The following is a 264-nucleotide window of genomic DNA, read 5'->3' as shown; positions in this document are numbered from 1 at the left end:
TGTAGGCGATGCGCCACTGGCCGCAGTCCTCGCAGGCCTCGACGTGGCCGCCAAGGGCCGCGGTGCGGCAGTGCTCGATCGCCGACATGACCTTGAGCTGCTGCAGTGTCAGATGCCCTGCATGGGCGGCCCGGTAGGCGGGCCCGGCAGTGCGGAAGATGTCGGCGACCTCGATCGAGGCGCGCACGCTCAGCCGTCGGGTGAGATCTCTTGCGGCTTGAAGAGGCCAAGCTTGTCGAGCGGGCTGGTGACGGTGCGCACCGT

The 264-nt window shown here is 68.9% G+C and carries 1 protein-coding gene; it reads right to left on the bottom strand.

All coding sequences use genetic code 11. From position 1 onward, the window contains the following. Positions 1-187 (bottom strand): transposase zinc-binding domain-containing protein (locus AU465_RS32765; RefSeq protein WP_192257126.1); only part of this gene is annotated, 187 nt, incomplete at its 3' end. Positions 188-264: the final 77 nt, after the last annotated feature.

The sequence above is a fragment of the Mesorhizobium silamurunense genome (genome assembly GCF_014843905.1).
Lineage (GTDB): Bacteria > Pseudomonadota > Alphaproteobacteria > Rhizobiales > Rhizobiaceae > Mesorhizobium > Mesorhizobium silamurunense.
The sequence above is the reverse complement of the archived record's forward strand: the minus strand, read 5'-3'. Positions and strand labels throughout refer to the sequence as shown.